This is a genomic window from Paraburkholderia dilworthii (genome assembly GCF_000472525.1).
GTDB classification, from domain to species: domain Bacteria; phylum Pseudomonadota; class Gammaproteobacteria; order Burkholderiales; family Burkholderiaceae; genus Paraburkholderia; species Paraburkholderia dilworthii.
On sequence record NZ_AWZT01000111.1, the window covers coordinates 1 to 4,619 of the forward strand.

Genomic DNA, 4,619 nt, shown 5'->3' on the forward strand with positions numbered 1-4,619 from the left:
CTTTGTTGCAGATAAAGCGTCGTCGACAGCTAGTGTTGGCCCGCATTCAGTAGCATCCAAATTCGAAGCGTTGGCGGTCCTCTAAGGACTCGCGCAAACACTGCGCGACAACGTTCGCATGTGTAATGCTCTTCCGCATGCGCGTCCTTAACGGCATCGACGCTGTTCAAAGTAAGGTCCGAATGCGGAGGCTCAGCGGCCGATTTTCCGTAAAGGTCGGCGCACCGGGCACAGGGTTGAATCCAAAGTTCCATCAAAGTTTCGGCTTTGCCGGCTGTTATAGATGCATAGATGCGGGTGTATTTGATGCCGGTACGTCGCGCTGATATTTGGCGCAAGGATTTGAAATCAACGTTCTCCCATCCCATGGCATGAAGCCGACCATCTGGTGGGGCTAAGCATGCCCTCCGTCCGGTTTCCGCACGCGCCAAAATTGAGAGCAAAAACGAATCCTTGTAGGCCGGCGTCATGATGCGCCGTCGCCGGCGCGTGGTGCCGTCAGCTTTCGCAACAACCACGGCTGGGGGTTGTCTTTAGCCCATAGGCCTACGGCGCGTCAATCACTCGACAGTTACGCTGTTACTACAACCGATTTTCAGTGCATATGAGGACATTCAATGGCCGCCCCTCTTCAAATTGTCGCAATGGTCGACGATGACGACGCGGTTTGCCACGCTCTAAACGCTAGCTGCACTCTGTCGGGATAGAGGCAGAGATCTTCAACAGTGGCGAGGCGTTCTGGACATGCTGTCGTCGGCAACTTCGGCCCCGCCAAGTTGTTTCATCGTAGACTTCCAGTTGCTAGGAATGGATGGGCTGGAGCTGCAGTGTCAGCGATAGGCGTTGTCCAGTCCTTCAACCATGTCTGCGCGACACTGAGACATCAGCATCAGGTGGTCCGCCGGCTCGCCGATGTAGCAGACGGACCGTTCCAGAATTTGGGCTTGCTTGGCGATGGTCACTGGCATAGCGCAGTGACGCTGGAGGAGATGCGCCAGTTTACTTTGTGCGTCACTCGGCCGATGCAGCACTACCATGAATACTGCCGGGCAGTCAGCGGGAAAGGAAGAAAGAAGGTTCGCTATATCGACGAGCCCTTGCGGACCTGGGGCTCCTATTGCAACGAACCAGTCGGTCGTTGAAGAATGCATCATGCCTCCCAGGCAAAGCTGCTGCCACCTGTTCTGTCGGACATCGCCGGACTGGAGTGGCAGTTCAATAGCCCCGACGAGCCCAAGTGACAACCGCGCAGCGAAACTGCTCCAATCGCACTGGCGTTATGACATAGCGATTGATGCAGCCTCGCAACTGCGCTCTCGCCGCCCGGCTTTTTAGAACGTTAGGACGACGGCGAAGCGACGAAAATTTCCAGCTCCGAATGTTCAGCAACGCGTTGCTACCGTCGATGGCCATAAATTTGGGCCGAGAACCACGGAGACAGGTCGTCGTGTCGACGACGGTTCCGAGAGCCTTCGAGTCGCGAAAATCCATGGCTTCACAGGATTCGTGGTTGATGTCGCAGTCCTCGAATGTTTGTGGGCACGGAAGGTCGAGAGCGACAGCCTTGCCGCAGTGTTGTGGTCGAGGCAAATCGCCAACTCTGCCGGCACAGGGTGCTGAAGGGAAAACGCGCAGGATGTGAAGGTCCAATGTGTGAAACGGTTCACTAAACCACAAACGCCCGGGTGACGGCTTCCCGCAGTACCATGGTCGCGCGCAGCATAAACGACTTGCGGGAGCCTCTCGCCTTGGCGGCCGACCAAAACAGTGAACCCGATGTACCCTTGCCGTCGCGCAATTTCGAGCTGACGCGGCGCGTGCTCGCCGTCGTGCTGGTTTTGTCGGTCTTTGTTCCTCTTGGTTGTGTCGCGGGTTACGGCTACTTCGACTATCAGCGGCGTATCGTCGACGCGAGCGACATCGTGGACCGCATGACCAGGGTTGCCCAGGAGCACGCGCTGAAGGTTGCCGACATGAACCACGAAATCGGAACGCGCATTGTCGAGCTTCTGGATAATGACGATGATGCGGAAGTCAACAGGCATGAGGACCGTGTACATAGCAGGCTCAACACGATTGCAGCGGACTATCCGCAGCTTGCTGCCATCTCTGTGTTCGGTACCAACGGCGACTTGCTGGCAAGCAGCCGTTTCTTTCCGGCACCACCAATTTCAATCGCTGGACGCGAAGACTTTCGAGCAGCACTAGCATCCGCACCGGCTCCCTACTTCTCCCGGCCGCTATCCGGCACGGTCATGCAGTCGGACATTTTCACGACAAATATGGCCCGCATCGCTAGCGACGGCGACTTCCTGGGCGTGGTATCCATCGCGCTTAAGCGGCAGTACTTCAGCGAATTCTACGCGGACCTGACCAACACCAACCCTGCGCTGCTCGTCGGACTTTACCGCCAGGACGGGACTATTCTGGCCAGACTTCCGGACGTGCAAGCCCTGAGCAGTCCGGCGCCGGATACCCCCTTTACGACCGCGCTTGCGAGCGCGGTGCAAGTGGGGCGGGTCAATATGATTTCTACCGTAGACGGCATTGAGAGAATTCTGTCGTTTCGACGCGTGGGACGGTATCCACTGTATGTTGCCAGCGGTTACGCTACGACAGCAATACTTGACCAATGGCGCAAACATTTCACCGTCGTCGCTATGCTCACGCTTGCGCCGTGTATTGGACTCTGGGCACTTATTTTTTTCTCGCTTCGTCAGCTGCGAGCTGAAGAAGCGGCATGGAATCACTGGAAAAACGAGTGGGTCCGGCGTGCGTCCGCCGAAGCGTCGAGCCGTCAGCTTCGGCGCATGGGCGCGCTGGGAAACCTGGTCGCACGAGTTGCTCACGACTTCAACAATCTGCTGATGGTCGTGGCCGCGAATATGGAGCTGGCGACTCGCAAAAACTATACGAACGTTGAGAGACAAGTCACCGCGGTCAAGCGAGCCACAGTCGGAGCGCAAGAACTGGCCCGCAGACTGATGAGCGTCGCCCGCAAACAGCCTCTGAAGCATGAAGTCGTTGACTTGCCCGCGTGGCTTGCGAGTGCCTGTAGCATCATAGGCACAGCGCTCACAGAAAAAATCGATTTCACCCTGGACGTCGCGCCGGATACATGGCTGGTTAAGGTGGACGTCACCGAGTTGGAGTCGGCAATTTTAAACATCGCCGTGAACGCCAGAGATGCCATGCCCGACGGGGGCCACTTCTCTGTCCGATGCGCCAACGTCCGAATAGCAGAATCTCGACATGGACTACAGGCCGGAGAATACGTGTCAATAGCGCTGTCCGATGACGGGCATGGGATGCCTCCAGCCGTGAAGGAGCACGCGTTCGAACCGCTGTTTACGACGAAAGCACTTGGCGCTGGAACCGGTCTTGGGCTTGCACAGGTATTGGCCACGTGCGAACAGTCCGGTGGGACTGCGATGATAGAGAGCGAGTCCGCTAAAGGAACGACTCTCAGACTCTTCTTTCCTCGCTATCAGGGGACAGAAAGTCTTGTAGAACCGGCGTTGGGGGGACCAGTTGCTGCGGCAGCGCCTAAGCCCCAACATGTGTTCGTCGTAGAAGACAACCTCGAGGTGGCCGCCGGAATCTGCGCCGTTCTGGAGGTGCTCGGGTGCACGGTACGACACGCCATGAGGGCCGACGAAGCGCTCGAGGTGCTCATCGGGGGCGCCGCGTTTGAATTCATACTTTCGGACGTGCATCTGCCCGGAAAGATGAGCGGTATCGACTTTGCAGAACAGGTGCGGAGCAGGTGGCCGGCGCAGAAGTTTGCGTTAATGACCGGCTATGCGGATGACCTTGAGCGCGCGAAGCTCGCCGGCGTGACCGTTTTGGCAAAACCCTTCAATATCGACGAACTGAGCCTGCTACTGAGCGATACCGCCACGTTCGCCCGGCCCTAGCCAGCGAATCCACGTTGACGATAACAAAGCGCACGCGACGGCGCGCTGATTTGGGCTTTACCTAGTTTCGTAACAGCGAACCGCCCCCCCGCCGTGCGGTGAAGGCGTCGGGCGAGCTGGACCGCTGCAACGCGATTCCGGTGGAGTGACCAAGCACCGAGCCGGGTAGGTAACACGCTTGCGCCAATCCTCGCTGCCCCGTGGGCTTTACTGCAGTACGCGGTCTCAGTGGGCGAACCTATATTCTGACCAGCATGGAGAAATGCCATGAACCAAGCGGAATATGGAGGTGCAATCAATCGGTTGATTGCAGCGGCACAGCTGCTAGTGTCAGGCGCGTCGGAAGAACAGAGACTGGATGCTCTCGGGGTTCTCGCGTTCTTCCGACTTCGACGCGCACGCATCGCCGAGCAGGGCGTTCCAGAAATTTCGAACGAAAAGGAGCCTGTCAGATTTTTAGTGTGTCGAGGTCATGAGACGATAACGGAAATAACGTCCAATGACCGAAACAACAGTGACCAGGAAGAGCAAGAACCCGAAGGCGCCGAAGCTGTTCCCCGATGAGCTGATCGATCAACTGCTGGCGCAGGTGCAGAACAGGAACGCCGAGTCGGTTCTCGGGGAATCGGGCCTGGCCGGGCGACTGAAGAAGCAACTGGCTGAGCGCATGTTGGCCGCGGAGCTGACGCATCACCTGGAGAG

2 protein-coding genes and 1 pseudogene are annotated in these 4,619 nt (G+C 57.6%); 2 read left to right on the plus strand and 1 reads right to left on the minus strand.

Annotated elements, in window-relative coordinates:
• Positions 1-830: 830 nt before the first annotated feature.
• Positions 831-1,154 (minus strand): chemotaxis protein CheB, encoded by a 324-nt coding sequence (locus F759_RS39825; RefSeq protein ID WP_152530805.1) that lies wholly within the window; start codon positions 1,152-1,154, stop codon positions 831-833.
• A 594-nt stretch (positions 1,155-1,748) separates the two neighbouring features.
• On the opposite strand from F759_RS39825, the gene F759_RS0135155 reads away from it, so the two are divergent.
• The gene (locus F759_RS0135155) at positions 1,749-3,917 is read left to right on the plus strand and encodes a hybrid sensor histidine kinase/response regulator (RefSeq protein ID WP_027803880.1); all 2,169 of its coding nucleotides are present in this window, start codon (positions 1,749-1,751) and stop codon (positions 3,915-3,917) included.
• Positions 3,918-4,416: 499 nt separating this feature from the next.
• Positions 4,417-4,619: pseudogene (locus F759_RS39830) on the plus strand (IS256 family transposase); the annotation flags it as partial.

Excerpts from the sequence above, each read along its gene's own strand:
- F759_RS39825 (WP_152530805.1), bottom strand. The coding sequence starts at position 1,154 with ATGATGCATTCTTCAACGACCGACTGGTTCGTTGCAATAGGAGCCCCA.